The organism is Streptomyces sp. NPDC006487, assembly GCF_042870555.1.
In the GTDB taxonomy this organism is placed as follows: Bacteria; Actinomycetota; Actinomycetes; order Streptomycetales; family Streptomycetaceae; genus Streptomyces.
The window spans coordinates 70,402-84,944 of record NZ_JBIAHN010000021.1; the positions used below are offsets into that span (position 1 = coordinate 70,402).

Annotated in this window: 15 protein-coding genes and 1 tRNA gene; 7 read left to right on the top strand and 9 right to left on the bottom strand. The window is 73.1% G+C overall.

Features of this window, described 5'->3' with window-relative positions:
- Positions 1-25 precede the first annotated feature (25 nt).
- Entirely contained in the window at positions 26-658 is a 633-nt protein-coding gene (locus ACFYM0_RS32285; protein ID WP_388507587.1) for a response regulator, read from the bottom strand.
- Positions 655-1,377, bottom strand: a complete 723-nt coding sequence (locus ACFYM0_RS32290) for a sensor histidine kinase (protein ID WP_388507589.1) — start codon at positions 1,375-1,377, stop codon at positions 655-657. Before ACFYM0_RS32290 ends, ACFYM0_RS32285 begins: the two co-directional genes overlap by 4 nt.
- A gap of 180 nt (positions 1,378-1,557) precedes the next feature.
- Between ACFYM0_RS32290 and ACFYM0_RS32295 the strand changes: the two genes are divergently transcribed.
- Together ACFYM0_RS32295 and ACFYM0_RS32300 are read left to right on the top strand one after the other, a co-directional pair.
- Entirely contained in the window at positions 1,558-2,061 is a 504-nt protein-coding gene (locus ACFYM0_RS32295; protein WP_243339590.1) for a hypothetical protein, read from the top strand.
- A 132-nt stretch (positions 2,062-2,193) separates the two neighbouring features.
- The gene (locus ACFYM0_RS32300) at positions 2,194-2,988 is read left to right on the top strand and encodes a hypothetical protein (RefSeq protein ID WP_388507592.1); all 795 of its coding nucleotides are present in this window, start codon (positions 2,194-2,196) and stop codon (positions 2,986-2,988) included.
- Positions 2,989-3,006: 18 nt separating this feature from the next.
- Here ACFYM0_RS32300 and ACFYM0_RS32305 read toward each other — a convergent pair whose 3' ends face one another.
- Entirely contained in the window at positions 3,007-3,687 is a 681-nt protein-coding gene (locus ACFYM0_RS32305; RefSeq protein WP_388507594.1) for a pentapeptide repeat-containing protein, read from the bottom strand.
- Positions 3,688-3,811: 124 nt separating this feature from the next.
- Between ACFYM0_RS32305 and ACFYM0_RS32310 the strand changes: the two genes are divergently transcribed.
- Positions 3,812-4,804 carry a zinc-binding dehydrogenase gene (locus ACFYM0_RS32310; RefSeq protein WP_388507798.1) on the top strand — a complete coding sequence of 331 codons (993 nt, stop codon included), beginning with the start codon at positions 3,812-3,814 and terminating at the stop codon, positions 4,802-4,804.
- Positions 4,805-4,828: 24 nt separating this feature from the next.
- Here ACFYM0_RS32310 and ACFYM0_RS32315 read toward each other — a convergent pair whose 3' ends face one another.
- From ACFYM0_RS32315 to ACFYM0_RS32325, 3 genes are read right to left on the bottom strand one after another with little or no spacing between them, the layout of a single operon-like run.
- On the bottom strand, positions 4,829-5,302 hold the full coding sequence (locus tag ACFYM0_RS32315; protein WP_388507597.1) for a GNAT family N-acetyltransferase: 474 nt from the start codon (positions 5,300-5,302) through the stop codon (positions 4,829-4,831).
- A 60-nt stretch (positions 5,303-5,362) separates the two neighbouring features.
- On the bottom strand, positions 5,363-6,349 hold the full coding sequence (locus tag ACFYM0_RS32320; protein WP_388507599.1) for an aminoglycoside phosphotransferase family protein: 987 nt from the start codon (positions 6,347-6,349) through the stop codon (positions 5,363-5,365).
- A 25-nt stretch (positions 6,350-6,374) separates the two neighbouring features.
- Complete coding sequence (locus ACFYM0_RS32325; protein WP_388507601.1) at positions 6,375-7,109, bottom strand: DsbA family protein; 735 nt, start codon at positions 7,107-7,109, stop codon at positions 6,375-6,377.
- 159 nt (positions 7,110-7,268) lie between these two features.
- On the opposite strand from ACFYM0_RS32325, the gene ACFYM0_RS32330 reads away from it, so the two are divergent.
- Positions 7,269-8,651 carry an NAD(P)/FAD-dependent oxidoreductase gene (locus ACFYM0_RS32330; protein ID WP_388507603.1) on the top strand — a complete coding sequence of 461 codons (1,383 nt, stop codon included), beginning with the start codon at positions 7,269-7,271 and terminating at the stop codon, positions 8,649-8,651.
- 88 nt (positions 8,652-8,739) lie between these two features.
- On the opposite strand, the gene ACFYM0_RS32335 is transcribed toward ACFYM0_RS32330, so the two are convergent.
- Together ACFYM0_RS32335 and ACFYM0_RS32340 are read right to left on the bottom strand one after the other, a co-directional pair.
- Positions 8,740-8,812, bottom strand: a tRNA-Thr gene (locus tag ACFYM0_RS32335).
- A 467-nt stretch (positions 8,813-9,279) separates the two neighbouring features.
- A complete protein-coding gene (locus ACFYM0_RS32340) occupies positions 9,280-9,948 on the bottom strand; it encodes a hypothetical protein (RefSeq protein ID WP_388507606.1) in 669 nt (222 codons plus the stop codon).
- Positions 9,949-10,135: 187 nt separating this feature from the next.
- Here ACFYM0_RS32340 and ACFYM0_RS32345 point away from each other — a divergent pair, with 187 nt between their 5' ends.
- The 3 genes from ACFYM0_RS32345 to ACFYM0_RS32355 all read left to right on the top strand — a co-directional run bounded on the left by ACFYM0_RS32345 (position 10,136) and on the right by ACFYM0_RS32355 (position 12,706).
- Positions 10,136-11,224 (top strand): ABC transporter ATP-binding protein, encoded by a 1,089-nt coding sequence (locus ACFYM0_RS32345; protein ID WP_388507608.1) that lies wholly within the window; start codon positions 10,136-10,138, stop codon positions 11,222-11,224.
- 230 nt (positions 11,225-11,454) lie between these two features.
- Complete coding sequence (locus tag ACFYM0_RS32350; protein WP_388507611.1) at positions 11,455-11,868, top strand: hypothetical protein; 414 nt, start codon at positions 11,455-11,457, stop codon at positions 11,866-11,868.
- A 49-nt stretch (positions 11,869-11,917) separates the two neighbouring features.
- Positions 11,918-12,706, top strand: coding sequence for an NDP-sugar synthase (locus tag ACFYM0_RS32355; protein WP_388507614.1), 789 nt, complete (start codon positions 11,918-11,920; stop codon positions 12,704-12,706).
- Between the two features lie 147 nt (positions 12,707-12,853).
- On the opposite strand, the gene ACFYM0_RS32360 is transcribed toward ACFYM0_RS32355, so the two are convergent.
- Positions 12,854-14,419, bottom strand: a complete 1,566-nt coding sequence (locus ACFYM0_RS32360; RefSeq protein ID WP_388507616.1) for a DoxX family membrane protein — start codon at positions 14,417-14,419, stop codon at positions 12,854-12,856.
- Between the last annotated feature and the right edge of the window lie 124 nt (positions 14,420-14,543).

Here is a 14,543-nt window from a genome sequence, read left to right on the forward strand (position 1 = left end):
ACGCGCCTGACGCGGCCACCCGGGGTCACTCCAGCCCGATGAGCCCCCGGTCGACGGCCGCGCGCACGGCCGCCGTACGGTTCTCCACCCCGAGCTTCTCGTAGACGTGCACGAGGTGGGTCTTGACCGTGGTCCCGCTGATGAAGAGCGCCGAGCCGATCTCCCGGTTGGAGCGGCCCGTCGCGATCAGCTCCAGGATCTCGGTCTCCCGGGCCGTCAGCGCCGCACTCGGCGCCCGGTACCGGCTCATCAGCCGCGAGACCACCGAGGGCGACAGCGCCGACTCCCCCGCCGCCACCGTCCGCAGCGCCTGGAACAGCAGGTCGGGCGGGGACCCCTTCAGCAGGTACCCCGCCACACCCGCCTCGACGGCCCGTACGACGTACGCGTCGGACTCGTAGCTGCTGAGCACGACCACCCGGGGCGGCGCGGGCAGCCGCCCGATCCGCCGCGTGGTCTCCACCCCGCACATCCCCGGACCCATCCGGATGTCCATCAACACCAGTTCGGGCCGCAGCTCGCACACCATCCGCAGGGCGGCGCCCCCGTCCGCGGCCTCCCCGCACACCTCGAACTCGGGACACCCGCCCAACAGCGCCCGCAGCCCCGCCCGCACGACGGGATGGTCGTCCACCAGAAGGATCCGGACCGGTGTCATCCCGACCGCGACCCCGGCACCGCTCTCGCCTCCGTCTCCGCGGCCGGCACCGGCACCGGCACCGGCACGCAGACCGACACCACCGTCCCTCCCCCACCCGGGCTGCTCTCCACCGTGGCCGTACCCCCCAGGTACGCGATGCGGCGGCGCAGCAGCCGCAGCCCGTCCCCGCCCGGATGCCCGTGCCCGCCCGGATGCCCGTGCCCGGCAACCGCGGCCGGGTCGAACCCGACGCCGTCGTCCCACACGTCCAGGGCGAGTACGTACGGCTGGTAGGTCAGCGTCACCACGACGACCGAGGCCCGCGCGTGCCGGCGTACGTTGGCCAGGGCCCCCTGGGCCGCCCGCAGCAGTGCGCCCTCGACCCTGCCCGGCACCGGCCGGGGTTCGCCCTCCAGCCGGAACCGGGCCCCGTCCTCCCCGGCGCACAGCTCGCGCAGCACATCGGCCAGGGCCCCCCGCTCCAGCTCGGCCGGAGCCAGGTCACGGATGATCCGCCGGGCCTCGGCAAGGTTCTCGCGCGCCGTGGCGGCCGCCTGCCGGACCAGCAGCCGGGCCCGCCCCGGCTCCCGGGTCCACTCCCGGTCGGCCGCGTCGAGCAGCAGGTGCATGCTGGTCAGCCCCTGGGCCACGGTGTCGTGCAGCTCGGCCGCGAGCCGGTCGCGCTCCCGCAGCACCCCGGCCGCCACGGCCTCGCCCTGCCCCCCGGCTCCCCCCACGCCCGTCCCCTCTCGCCACGACCCCCCGGACGCGCCGAGCTTAATCCGGCGGACCCGACACCCCCGGGGGGCATCAGGAACTCTGATCCGCGCGCCCGCACCGCCCGCGGGGCGCCGTACGGGACCCCCCGTCAGGCCGCGCGGGAGACCCCCCGCCCCGCACGTGACACCATCGGATACGTGCTCGACATCGGCTACTCCCTCTCCCGGCGCTTCCCCGACCCCCCGCAGACCGACTACCGCTCGGCGGACGTCCACTCGCTGCGCCACGACCTGTTCTGCGGGGACGTCTACCTCGCCGACACCAACGCGGACCGGGAAGTGTCCACGGCCTGGGGATGGGTGCCCGTCCTGGACTTCGCCTGGGCGCTGTGCGACATCGTCGAGCAGCTCGACCAAGACCCCCGCGGCAGCCGCGCCGCCAACCGGCAGTACGCCGAGATCGACTTCACCGAGTCCTCGGACCGCATGCTCTTCGAGCGCCGCTTCGGGTGGGTCGACGTCGAGGCCGACTGGATGCCGTCCGAGGAAGCCCCCCTCACCTTCAGCCACCGCCTGCTGCGCCGCGAAGCACGGGACTTCCTGCACGACGTGATCGCGGACCTCGTCGACATGCACGACGGCCTGGGCGACAACCCGGTCATCTGGACCCTGCAGTCCCGCTTCCCCCGAGTCCCGGCCTGACCCGCTGCCCCACGACCGGCCACCCCACGGGCCACACCCCGCCGGGCCGCCGGGCCGCCGGGAGCGACCGGCCGGTAGGGTCGCACTCTTCGGGTCGGGACGGCCTGGAGTCCCCGTGAGGCACCGCCGACCATGACCGACCCCGAACACGCCGCCCCCGCGATGTCCGCCGCGGCCGGGGCCCGCGTACGACTCGACCGCGCACTGGCCCACCTGGCCGCCACCTTCCGCGGGATGACCGCCCGGGCCGACGAGCGCCAGTGCGACTGCCACTGGGGCAGCCCGGAGGAACTCGCCCTGCTGAAGCTCCCCGGCACGGACCTCGACCCCGACCTCCTGTACCGCACCTGGAGCGCCCCCGACTGGAGCGACCACGGCGCCGTGCTGCGCCGCGTCCTGCCGCAGTTCGCCCGCGAACTGACCGGCGGCCTCGGCGCCCACGCCTGGGCCATCGACCGGGTCGGCACCCAGCTCCACCGCGGCGCATGGCAGCAGTGGCCCGCACCGCAGAGCGCGGCCGTACGGGAGTTCCTGGACGCCTGGTGGACCCACACCCTCCTCACCCCGGACCCCGCCGTCCCCGTGCACGAACTCCTCCCGCTGTGCGCCGAAGCCTCCGGCGCCATCGGCCCCTGGCTGGCGGTCTGGGAGGACCTGCGCCATCCAGTCGCCGACCAGCACCTCGCCGACACGGTCGACGCATGGGAACGGGACCTCCTGTGTGACGCACTCCCCTGGTCGACGTGGTTCGTCTGGTCGGACGAGGAGACGGAAGCCGTACGGGTGGAACTGACCGACTGGCTCGCCGGCCGGGCGCCCGCACGCCTGCGCGCCCACGGCGCCCCCGAAGAGGTCCTCCACACCGTGCGGCTGCTCGGCCTCCACGACGCCGACCGCTGGAACGACCCGCACTGGCCGTACCCGTGACCAGCCTGACGGCGCCCGCTACGGGACCACCCGCAGCCCCAGCTGCGCGGCCATCGCCGGCGCCAGGCCGATGAGCTGCGCCGGACTGATCACCGCCCCCGCCAGCGCGTCCACCCCCCGCGCGATCTCCAGCTCCGCGACCCCCCTCAGGTCCACGTCCGCCATGCGCGCCCCCGTGAAGTCCACCGCCCGCAGCTCACAGTCCCGGAACTCCACCCGCTCCAGCACGGCCCCCGCGAAGTCCGGCTCCACCAGCACGCACCCCTCGAAGACCACGTCCTTGAGCCGCGCCGTACGCAGGTTCAGGTAGTCGATCTTGCCCCCGCGTACGAGCACCCGCTCCAGCACCGCCCCGTGCAGCTGCACCCCGCCCAGCCGGGCGTCCAGCAGTTCCACATCGCGCAGCGAGGCCTCCGACAGGTCCGTCCCCACCCCCCGGACGCCCTCCAGCACCGAGTCCAGGATGCGCGCCTTGGCCAGCCCCGTCTCGTCCAGCACGCAGCGCCGCAGCGCGCAGTCCATGAACCGGGCCCCGCGTCCGTCCCCGCCCGCCAGATCCACCTCGACGAGCTCCAGCCCGTCGTAGTCCCCGTCCGGCTCCAGCCCCGGCCCCGCGTCCTCCCACCCGCTCAGCTCCGGCAACCGCACCTCCGGCCGCCGCGCCGCCTTCACCGTCTGCTGCTGCCCGTTTCGCGCCATCCCCCCATCCTGGCCGACCCCACCGACAAACCCTTGACCTCAACCCCGCTTGAGGTCGGAACCTGTCCCCATGACCACCACCACGGCCACCACCCCGGCCCACACCCCAACCGCCCCCGCCGCCATGCGCGCCGTCCGCCTCCACGCCTTCGGCCCCGCCGAGAACCTCACCTACGAGTCCGTCCCCCGCCCCGTCCCCGCCCCCGGCCAGGTCCGCATCGCCGTGGCCGCCGCAGGCGTCCACCTCCTCGACACCGCCCTGCGCCGCGGCGTCCAGGGCCCGCCCGCACCCCTGCCCGAGCTGCCGACCGTCCCGGGCCGCGAAGTCGCCGGCACCGTCGACGCACTCGGCCCCGGCACGGACACCGGATGGCTCGGGCAGACCGTCGTCGTCCACCTCGGATTCACCCCCGGCGGCTACGCCGAGTACGCCGTCGCCGACGCCGCCCGACTGCACGTCGTCCCGGACGGCCTCGACCCCGCCACCGCCGTCGCCATGATCGGCACGGGCCGCACCACCCTCGGCATCCTCGGGTTCGCCGAGCTCGGCCCCGGCTCAGTCGCCCTGGTCCCCGCCGCCGCGGGCGGCATCGGCACCCTGCTGGTCCAGTACGCCAAGCACGCCGGAGCCACCGTCGTCGCCCTCGCCGGCGGGCCCGCCAAAACCGCCCGCGCCGCCGCCAACGGCGCCGACCTCGCCCTCGACTACACCACCCCGGACTGGGCCGACACCCTCCGCGCCCACCACCCCGACGGCGCCACCGTCCTCTTCGACTCCGTCGGCGGCGCCGTCGCCCGCACCGCCCTCGGCCTGCTCCGCGACGGCGCCCTCCACCTCGTCTTCGGCTGGTCCGGCGGCCCCCTCTCCCTCACCGACACCGAGCAGGCCGGCCTGGACGCCCGCGGCATCACCACGCAGCACGTCCTCGGCCCCGCCATGCTCCGCCGCGCCGGAGGCGACGACCCCCTGCGCCTCCTCGAAACCCGCGCCCTCGCCGAAGCCGCCACCGGCCGCCTGCGCCCCGCCCTCCAGCGCTACCCCCTCGCCGAAGCCGCCGCCGCCCACCACGACCTGGAAACCCGGGCCACCACCGGCAAGGTCGTCCTGGAACCCTGAGGCCCCCGGCCCGGCCCGCCGGACCTACGCGCCCCCGAGCTCCGCCAGCGCCCCATCGGTCAGCCGGTACACCGACCACTCGTCCTGCGGCCGCGCACCCAGGGCCTCGTAGAAGGCGATCGTCGGCTCGTTCCACTTCAGGACCGACCACTCCAGCCGCTCGTACCCGCGCTCCCGGCAGATCCGCGCCAACTCGCGCAGCAGCGCCTTCCCGTGGCCACCGCCGCGCACGCCCGGGCGGACGTACAAGTCCTCCAGATAGATCCCGTGCACCCCGCGCCACGTCGAGAAGCTGAGGAACCACAACGAGAACCCGACCGCCTCGCCCTCCTCCGTCACCGCGAGGTGCGCGAACGCCGCCGGCCGCTCCCCGAAGAGCGCCTCCCGCAACTGCTCCTCGGTGGCGCGCGCCTCGTGCGGCACCTTCTCGTACTCCGCGAGCTCGCGGATCATGGCGTGGATGACGGGTACGTCGCTGACGACGGCGCTACGGATCATGCCTGCACCCTACGAGTCACCGCGCCGGCCCCGCCCGTTGCCTCAGCCCGGCCCGTTGCCTCAGCCCGGCCCGTTGCCTCCGCCCCGCCCCAACAGCGACTCCGCGACCCTCAGCTGCACCGCCGCCGGCCGGTCCCCGTCCTCCACGTCCCACAGACAGTTCTGCAGCACCCGCCCCAGCGTCCACGCCCGCGCCCGCTCCCGGTCCGCCCCCACCGCCTCCGCGAGCGACTCGAAGCGCCACCGCACCTCCCGCGCACGGAAGTTGTCGACCAGCGCCGGCAGCAACTCGAATCCCGGATCACCGGCGAGCGGCTTCGGATCGATCGCCAGCCACGGCTCGCGCCCGCCCGCCAGAACGTTGTCGTAGTGCAGGTCCCAGTGCAGCAGCCGGTCCCCCGGCTCCCCCGCCACCTCCGCCAGCGCCGCCGCGCAATCCGCGACCAGCCCCCGCTCCCGGCCGTCCCCCAGCCGCGCCAACGCCCCCGGCACCGCCTCCAGCATCGCCGCCGCCACGTCCCCGAGCCGCCGCATCCCGGCCGGCGCCGGCACCGCCGTCAGCCGCGCCAGCAACCCTCCGACGACCTCCACCGCCCGCCCGGAGTCCCGTACGGCCAGCGCCGACAGGTGCCTGCTCTCGTCGAGGCGCTCCAGCAGCAGCGTGCCGGTCTCCGCATCGTCCGCCAGCAGCCGTACGCAGCCCTCCCCGGCCCACGCGCGCAGCGCGAGCGCCTCCCCCGCGTTCTCCTCGTCCAGCGCCGGCAACTTCAGTGCCGCCGCCGTCCCGTCGGCCCGCACCACCGGCAGCACCAGGGCGGTCTCCCCGTGCATCCCGGGCCCGGTCACCCGTAGCTCCCACCGCTCCAGGAAAGCGGCCACCCGCCCGGGCAGCGCCTCGACGAACTCCCGCCCCGCCGCGCCGTCGTCCCGCACCTGCGCCCGCGCGAACCGTGCGGGAACCCCGCCGAACCCACGACCACCCGAGCCGCCCGAACCACCGGCGCCCGCACCCGCGCCGCCCGCCGCACCCGCCGTAGCACCGTCCATGGCCCGACCCTAGGCCCACGGGCCGCTACAGGCCCCGGGCCGCGGCCCCGATCCCGACACCCTTCAACGCCTGCGTGAACGCCCCCGCATCGAACAGCGACCCGTCCTTCGACCCGACCGGCTCCCCCTCCACCAGCACCAACGGCGTCGCCTGCGCACCCGTCGCCTCGAAGCCCTTCTCCGCCTCGGCGACCCACCCCTTGTACTTCTGCTCCCTCACCGCCGCGTCGAACTCCGCCCCGCGCAGCCCCGGCACCCGGTCCGCGATCCTCAGGAGCAGCTCGTCGGTGAACTTGCCCTGGGGCTGACTGGCGAAGACCGCCGCATGGAACTCCGCGAACTTCCCGCAGTCCGCCGACGCACGCAGCGCGTTGACCGCCTTCACCGAACCGCTCGCCCCGCCCCGGTCCAGGAACGAGGCCAGCAGGTACTCGATCTTCACCTGACCGGCCACCGCCAGCTTCAGCAGCGATTCACCACCGGCCTCCTCGAACCGCGCGCAGTAACCGCACTTGGGATCCACCAGCACCTGCGCGGTACGCGGCGCGTCCGCCCTCCCCACGACGATCTTCGCCCCGTCCACCGCCGTGGGCAGCCCCGCGAGCCGTCCGGCGATCGGGCTGGTCCGCACCGGAACCTCGGAGGCGGCCACGGCCTTCCCCGCACCCGCCCCGGAACCGCATCCGACGACCGCCCCACCCAACAGGGCCACGGACGCGACCGCCGCGACCAGCCGCCCTGCCACCACAACCCGCGCCATACGAACCAGTACCTCTCACAAAAAAACCTGACAAAATCCCCGCCCCACCCTAAGGAGCAATCCACACCCCCACATCAGCCATCCGGCCACCCCTCAGCCCCCAAAACCCGACGTCACGCCCCTGGACACCCGGCCAAAACCCCGTGTACCAACTCCCCCATGACGATCAACGGCGGAATTTCCTTCTGGTACGCGACGGACGAGACCGCCCCCGCACACCCACCCCGCGCCCCGCTCACCGGCAACACCACGGCCGACGTCGTCATCGTCGGCGGCGGCTACACCGGCCTGTGGACCGCGTACTACCTCAAGACCGCCGCCCCCGACCTGCGCGTCACCGTCCTGGAGCAGAAGTTCTGCGGCTACGGAGCCTCCGGCCGCAACGGCGGCTGGCTCTACAACGGCATCGCCGGCCGCGACCGCTACGCCGCCCTCCACGGCCACCAGGCCGCCCAGCGCCTCCAGCACGCCATGAACGAGACCGTCACCGAGGTCATCGACACCGCCGCCAAGGAAGGCATCGACGCCGACATCCACCGCGGCGGAGTCCTCGAAGTGGCCCGCACCCCCGCCCAGCTCTCCCGCCTCAAGGCCTTCCACACCGCCGAACTCGCCTTCGGAGAAACGGACCGCGAGCTCTACGACGCCACCGACACCCGCGCCCGCATCAACGTCGCGGACGCCGTGGGCTCCTCCTGGACCCCGCACGGAGCCCGCATCCACCCCCTCAAACTGGTCAAGGGCCTGGCCGCCGCCTGCGAACGCCTCGGCGTCGTCATCCACGAGTCCACCCCCGTCACGGAGATCGCACCGCGCCGCGCCCTCACCCCGTACGGCACCGTCCGCGCCCCCTACGTCCTGCGCTGCACCGAGGGATTCACCGCCGCCCTCAAGGGCCAGAAGCGCTCCTGGCTCCCGATGAACTCCTCGATGATCGCGACCGCCCCCCTCCCCCCGGAGACGTGGTCCCAGATCGGCTGGTCCGACGCCTCCACCCTCGGCGACATGGCCCACGCCTACATGTACGCCCAGCGCACGGCCGACGACCGCATCGCCATCGGCGGCCGCGGCGTCCCCTACCGCTACGGCTCCCGCACCGACAACGACGGCCGCACCCAGCCCGCCACGATCACGGCCCTCACGAACCTCCTGGAGTCCTTCTTCCCGGCCCTCACCGGCGTGGAGATCACCCACGCCTGGTCGGGCGTCCTGGGCGTCCCCCGCGACTGGTGCGCCACGGTCACCCTGGACGCGGCCTCGGGCCTCGGCTGGGCCGGCGGCTACGTGGGCTCCGGCGTGGCCACGGCCAACCTCGCGGCACGCACCCTCCGCGATCTGGTCCTGGGAGACCGCACGGACCTCACGACCCTCCCCTGGGTCAACCACCGCGTCCGCCGCTGGGAGCCGGAACCCTTCCGCTGGCTCGGCGTCCAGGCCCTCTACGCCGCCTACCGCGAAGCGGACCGCCGCGAATCCACCACCCACACCCCCACGACAACCCCCCTGGCCCGCCTGGCAGACCGCATCTCGGGCCGCCACTGAGGGCATGCAAAAGGCCCCGGGTGATCACCCGGGGCCTTCCGCTTTCGTTCGAATCCACCTGGCCAACATGCCTCTGACCTGGGATTAGAGCCGCCTGTCGGAATCGAACCGACGACCTTCGTATTACAAGTACGGCGCTCTACCAACTGAGCTAAGGCGGCACACGTGACACTGCACAGCGCACAGAATCGCCTTCACTCTACACAGCCGCCAGACCCCGCCGCGAAGAACTTTCCGGCGTCCGCAACCCCTCGCCCGCCCCCTCGGCTTCGCCGAGACCTCCCGCGCGCTGACCGGCTGGCGCCGGGCCCCGGAGACCCCGTGGCTGCAGGACGTGCAAGGCCCCGCCTGCCCTCATCCGCGCATCGGAACTACGGGAGTGCGTCATGACCGCGTAGGCCGTGCACACGCAACAGGCCGACGGGCTGTCGGTCTTCAAGCCTGTGGAGTCCGCGTCAGACCGCCCGGTGCATCCCTCAGGGCTGCACCGGTCGGCAGCGGACGGTGAAGCAGGAAGCGTCGCCCGCGAGGGCGACACCAGGGTCAAAAGTCAAGCGCTCTGCCCCGCAAGGCCGAAAGAACGGGACTCTGGTCCCTCCAAGTCAAAAGCGGGTTGCTCTACCCACCCTCAAACCCCCGGATACCCCGCCCGGGCCACCCTCGGCTCCACCGCCGCCAGCGGCAGCCCCGGGTTGAGTGCGTCCACCACGGCTTGCGTCAGGGGGCGCAGCTCCCAGACGTGGCGGATCGCCTCCAGGGGGAGGTCCGTCTCGTAGTAGTCCTCGGCGAAGTCGCGGTAGGCCTCCGGGGTGCCGGCCACGAGGAGCTCGAAGAGGTAGTCCGCGCCGTCCGCGTCGGGCCTGCCCTCCGGGAACTCCACCCGGCCCGCGCGCCACTGGGTGTCGCCGGTCTCGCGCCAGAAGACGGCGGTGGCGTTGAGCACGCCGTCCACGCAGAACGCCGGCTCCGTGAGGTACGGCCGGAAGGCCTCGGGTATGCCGTCGGTCAGGCCCGGCCGGCCGTCCTCGTCGCCGGTGTCCGCCCAGGGGCTCATGACCGACTCGTGGTCGAAGCCGTGTCCGAAGACGCCCGCGGCCGTGAAGACGATCGCGTAGTCGTCGCCGGAGCCGTTGTCCATCAGTGCCGCTTCCTCGCCCGGGCCCCACTCCGGGTCGTAGGCGAAGTAGCCGTCGTCCTCCTCGCCGCTGATCACCAGTTCCAGCGCCGCCATCGCCCGGCAGCGGTCGCGCAGCGTCGCAATGTCGGGCAGCGCGCGGGTCACGTCGTAGATGGTCATGGCCGTGATCAAAGCAGCCGCCTCTGACAGCCTGCCCCGACGTGTGGAAACGCCCTGGAACTCACTCCCGTCCAGGTGCTGACAGGAGCGGCTCGGGCGGGTAGCGTCGACCGAGTCCAGGTCACTGGACTAGACCTTCCACTCGGATCGTCCGGCACGTTCCTGCCGGTAGAAGGGATTCATCACCATGGCTTCTGTCACTTTCGACAAGGCGACCCGTCTGTACCCCGGCGGCGACAAGCCCGCCGTCGACCAGCTGGAGCTGGAGATCGCGGACGGCGAGTTCCTCGTCCTCGTCGGCCCCTCCGGCTGCGGCAAGTCCACCTCGCTGCGCATGCTGGCCGGCCTGGAGGACGTGAACGGCGGTGCCATCCGCATCGGTGACCGCGACGTCACGCACCTGCCGCCCAAGGACCGGGACATCGCGATGGTGTTCCAGAACTACGCGCTCTACCCGCACATGTCCGTCGCCGACAACATGGGCTTCGCGCTCAAGATCGCCGGCGAGGACAAGGCCACCATCCGCAAGAAGGTGGAGGACGCGGCGAAGATGCTGGACCTGACCCAGTACCTCGACCGCAAGCCGAAGGCGCTCTCCGGCGGTCAGCGCCAGCGCGTGGCGATGGGCCGCGCGATCGTGCGCAAGCCGCAGGTGTTCCTCATGGACGAGCCGCTGTCGAACCTCGACGCCAAGCTCCGCGTGTCCACCCGTACCCAGATCGCGGCCCTCCAGCGCGACCTCGGCATCACCACGGTCTACGTCACCCACGACCAGGTCGAGGCCATGACGATGGGCGACCGCGTGGCGGTGCTGAAGGACGGTCTGCTGCAGCAGGTCGACACCCCCCGCAACATGTACGACCGCCCGGCGAACCTCTTCGTCGCCGGCTTCATCGGCTCGCCGGCCATGAACCTCGTCGAGGTCCCGATCACCGACGGCGGCGTGAAGTTCGGCGACAGCGTCGTCCCGGTGTCGCGCGAGGCCCTGACCGCGGCCGCCGACGCGGGCGACCGCACGGTCACCGTGGGCGTGCGCCCCGAGCACTTCGACATCGGCGAGACGGGCGGCCTGGAAATCACCGTGAACGTCGTCGAGGAGCTGGGCGCCGACGGGTACGTCTACGGTTCGACCTCGCACTCCGAGGGCTCGCAGGACATCGTGGTGCGCGTGAACGGCCGCCAGGTGCCCGAGAAGGGCTCCACGCTGCACGTGGTGCCGCGCGGCAACGAGATCCACGTCTTCTCCACGTCTTCGGGTGCCCGCCTCTCCGGCTGACCCGAACGCACGCAGTCGTCGAAGGGGCGTCCCGTCAAGGGGCGCCCCTTCGGCGTGAGTTCCGGCGCGAGTTCCGGCGCGAGGCCGGATGCGAAGTCCGGTGCGAGTTCCGGCAGATCGGGCCATTCGGCCCCAAGCGTCAACCCTTAATTCGAAAAGCCACGTCGAACCATCCCCCGACCGGGTGACTAAATGTCGCCATATCTTCACCGAGCGCTACTCTCGCCCTCGTGACCCACACTGCCCGCCGTATCGGCCGATCCCTCGCCCTGGTCCTGCCCGTCGTCCTGGTCCTGTCCGGGACCCTCGCGGTCACCATGGTCCCCTGGGCGGACAACACCCCCTCCCAGATCCTGACCGCGTCCGCCGAGGACGTCTCCGTCCCCGCGAAGCCGCGCGCCGCCCAGGACGTGCTGCGCGACAAGCTGTTGACCGAGATCCAGCAGGGCGAGCAGCCGGGTGACGTCCTCACCCACCTCCAGCAGGAGGTCGACCGGCGGCCGTCCCTCGCCGAGCACTGCGTGGGCATCGCCCGCGCCCTCGGGCGGGCGGCGGTGGACGCCTACGGGCCCACGAAGGCCCAGTCGTTCGCGCGGCCGGTGTGCGACACCGCGTACGCGTCCGGCGTCGCCTCCATGGGCTGACGGCCGCCGCCGCACGCCCTTCCTCCGCACCGGACACGACGACAACGACATGACCGATTCCGAGCGTTCCGACAGCTCCGACAGCTCCGAGCGTTCCGACCGACCCCACGCGGCCGCGTTCCCGGCCTCCCCGACCCAGGCGGTTGTCCTGGCGGGGGGCCAGGGTTCGCGGCTGCGGCCGTACACGGACGACCGCCCCAAGCCGATGGTGGAGATTCCCGGAACGGGGATGCCGATCATCGGGCACCAGCTCGCGTGGCTGGCTTCCGAGGGGGTGACGGACGCCGTGGTCTCCTGCGGGCACCTCGCCGAAGTGCTCCAGCAGTGGCTGGCCGAGGCCGCGTTGCCGCTGCGGGTGACCACCGTCGTGGAGAACGAGCCGCTGGGCCGCGGCGGCGGTCTGAAGTACGCCGCCCGGCACCTCCCGCATCCCGACCGGGCCTGGTACGCGACCAACGGCGACGTGTGGACCCGCTTCTCGCTGCGCGAGATGGCCGCCTTCCATGCCGAACGCGGTGCCACGGCCACCCTCGCGCTGGCCCGGCCGCGCATTCCGTGGGGGGTCGTGGAGATCAACGAGTACGGGCACGTGCTGGACTTCATCGAGGCGCCGCAGTCCCCGTACCCGGTCAATGCCGGCGTGTACGTCTTCGGGCCCGAATTCGCCGCCCTGCTGCCGGATTTGGGCGACCACGAGCGGACCACCTTCCCGCGCCTCGCCCGTGAGCGGCGCCTCGCGGGCTTCCCGCTGCCCCAGGGGGCCTACTGGCGGGCGATCGACACGGCGAAGGACCTCACCGAGGCGGCACGGGAGTTGGCCGCGCAGAACGCCCCGTAGCGCCTCCCCACGCCTGTACGGGCCCACAGGCGCCCGTACAGGCCCTTCACGGCCCCGCACGCCCCGCACGGCCCCGCACACCAGGAGGGCCCGGCACGCTCTCGCGTACCGGGCCCTTGGCCTTCGCCTTCGCCTTCGCCGTGCCCGTCAGCCGCCGAGGAGTCCGCCCAGGAGGTCGGGCTGCTTCGGTGCGGTGCTCCCCGTTCCTCCGGTGGAGCCCCCGGTGCGCGTTCCGGTGGAGCTGGCCGGGGGCTTCTGGGGAGTGGACTGGCGGGGGGTGCTGCGCGGGGTCTGGCTGCCGCTGGTGGTGCCGCGGGTCGCGGTGGGCGAGCCGGAGCCGGCCGTCGGGGAGGTCGAACCGGTCGCTCCGCGCCCGGTCTTGGCCGCCGGCGAGGAGGCTCCGGCCGAGGGCTTCACGGCCCGCTTCGACGTCTGACCGGGGCTGGGGCTGACGGGCTGCTGCTGCGGGGAGCGCGGCAGGGGCCGCCCGGGGAGGTAGTTGCTCGGGGCCTCGCCCGGTCCGGGCACGGTGACCACGGTGGTGGAGCGGACGGCGCCGCCGAGGAGGGAGCCGATGAGCAGGGTGAGTCCGCAGATGACGCCGGCCATGATGGCGCCGCGCCGCAGGACCCGGCGGCGCAGCCGCCAGACCTCGGAGCGCGGGCCGAGCGTGCGCCAGGCCTCGCTCGCGAGGCGGCCGTCCAGGGAGTAGACGGGGGCGCCGGCGATGATCAGCGGGCTCCAGGCGGCGAGGTAGATGATGTCGGGCGCGTCGTAGGCGGGGACGGTCTTCCAGCTCACCGTCATCAGCAGGGCGGCGGACAGCAGGGCGCCGAAGCAGGCGGCGAACCGCTGCCACAGGCCGAAGACCGTCAGTACGCCCACGATGACCTGGAGGAAGGCCACGCTGAGACCGGCGCCGACCGGGTGGGCGAGTGCGAAGTCGCGCAGTGGTTCGGCGAGCGCCCAGGGCTGCAGGGTCTGCAGCCAGGTGACCATGGAGCCGCGCTCGCCGCCGTCGAAGTAGACGGGGTCGCACAGCTTGCCCATGCCGGCGTAGATGGAGATGAAGCCGAGGAAGACGCGCAGCGGGAGCAGCACGACGCCGAGGTTCATGCGGCGGCCGGGGTAGTACGAGGCCTGCGCGCGGGCGTCGCCCTGGGCCCGGCGGGAGTCCGCGGATCCGGTGCCTTCGGAGTGGGCGGCGTCGTAGGCCTCGTGCGGGTGGGAGAGGCCCCCCACGACGGGCTGCAGCCGGGTGTCTTCGGCATCGCCGTAGCTGCGCTGGCCGATGACGGTCGGGGTGGCGAGGGTGTCGTCCGCGAGGTCGTGGGCGAGGTCGATGCGCGGGATGACCTGGGTGGCTCCGCCGTCGTACTCCGCGTGGCCGTCGTGGGCGCGCCCGTGATCGCGCACGGCCTGGAGCAGGCCGCCCATCGCGGCGCTGGCGGCGGCGTCGCCGGGGGCGGACTTGCCGCTCCAGACGACGGGGCGGCGGCGGGCGACGCCGGCTCCGGCGGCCGCGAGGGCCCCGCCGAGTGCCGGGGCGAGCCCGGAGGCGCCCGAGGGCCTGGGACGCGCGCTGGGGCTCGGTGCGAGCCGCACGCGGAAGCTGGCGTGGTTGACGATGACCTGTGCGGGGTCGCACGGCACCTTGACCATGCTCAGCGCGGGCTGGTCGTCGAACCCTGGCGTTCTGGTGTCCACACTCATCTAACCGAGTGATGAGTGTTTAGGACACTGCCTTGACATCAGGGATGTGTCCGAGACCCGTCAAATCAAGCCACCCCGCCCGTGAGGGGCGGGGTGGCACGCTCACGGGTCACGTCCGATGAGC

Coding starts and splice junctions, on each gene's coding strand:
- ACFYM0_RS32330 (WP_388507603.1), top strand. CDS start 7,269: ATGACGATCAACGGCGGAATTTCCTTCTGGTACGCGACGGACGAGACC.
- ACFYM0_RS32300 (WP_388507592.1), top strand. CDS start 2,194: ATGACCGACCCCGAACACGCCGCCCCCGCGATGTCCGCCGCGGCCGGG.
- ACFYM0_RS32315 (WP_388507597.1), bottom strand. CDS start 5,302: ATGATCCGTAGCGCCGTCGTCAGCGACGTACCCGTCATCCACGCCATG.
- ACFYM0_RS32325 (WP_388507601.1), bottom strand. CDS start 7,109: ATGGCGCGGGTTGTGGTGGCAGGGCGGCTGGTCGCGGCGGTCGCGTCC.
- ACFYM0_RS32345 (WP_388507608.1), top strand. CDS start 10,136: ATGGCTTCTGTCACTTTCGACAAGGCGACCCGTCTGTACCCCGGCGGC.
- ACFYM0_RS32285 (WP_388507587.1), bottom strand. CDS start 658: ATGACACCGGTCCGGATCCTTCTGGTGGACGACCATCCCGTCGTGCGG.
- ACFYM0_RS32360 (WP_388507616.1), bottom strand. CDS start 14,419: ATGAGTGTGGACACCAGAACGCCAGGGTTCGACGACCAGCCCGCGCTG.
- ACFYM0_RS32310 (WP_388507798.1), top strand. CDS start 3,812: ATGCGCGCCGTCCGCCTCCACGCCTTCGGCCCCGCCGAGAACCTCACC.
- ACFYM0_RS32320 (WP_388507599.1), bottom strand. CDS start 6,349: ATGGACGGTGCTACGGCGGGTGCGGCGGGCGGCGCGGGTGCGGGCGCC.
- ACFYM0_RS32355 (WP_388507614.1), top strand. CDS start 11,918: ATGACCGATTCCGAGCGTTCCGACAGCTCCGACAGCTCCGAGCGTTCC.
- ACFYM0_RS32340 (WP_388507606.1), bottom strand. CDS start 9,948: ATGACCATCTACGACGTGACCCGCGCGCTGCCCGACATTGCGACGCTG.
- ACFYM0_RS32305 (WP_388507594.1), bottom strand. CDS start 3,687: ATGGCGCGAAACGGGCAGCAGCAGACGGTGAAGGCGGCGCGGCGGCCG.